Below are 452 nucleotides of genomic sequence, written 5' to 3' on the forward strand. Positions count from 1 at the left end.
ACTTTTGGCCCCAAAACATACTTACCACTGGCGATCACATGCGCAATTGCAGAATTAATTTTGTCTTCAATACGCGCACGCTGCGCTCCAAGGTCAATGAATTGCATATTAACTCCATTGATTACCACAATAATGCAAAACGCTACTTGTCTCTTTTATCTATGATAATTGATACGAGCAGCAGTTAAAATCCGTAAAACAGCAATAGCATCATCACCATTTGTGCGAGGCAATTGACGCGTTTCAATACAATGAAGGAAATGCTGCAATTCACAAGTAAGTGGCAAATCTTCACAAACATCAATGTAATTTAACTCATCAGTGCTAAAAGCCCATTCTTTATTCTCCTTCCAAACAGTAAAACGGTGCAACGCCAATTTACGGCTCCATGGTTCCATATCATCAAAAACGAGCATAGCTTTTGTTCCAACAACCGTTAAACGCCTTTCACG

1 pseudogene is annotated in these 452 nt (G+C 39.6%); it reads right to left on the reverse strand.

The features are described 5' to 3' along the window. Positions 1-155 precede the first annotated feature (155 nt). A pseudogene (locus J7R05_RS08085) lies at positions 156-452 on the reverse strand (Gfo/Idh/MocA family protein); the annotation flags it as partial.

Source organism: Bartonella capreoli (genome assembly GCF_902813205.1).
Taxonomy (GTDB): domain Bacteria; phylum Pseudomonadota; class Alphaproteobacteria; order Rhizobiales; family Rhizobiaceae; genus Bartonella; species Bartonella schoenbuchensis.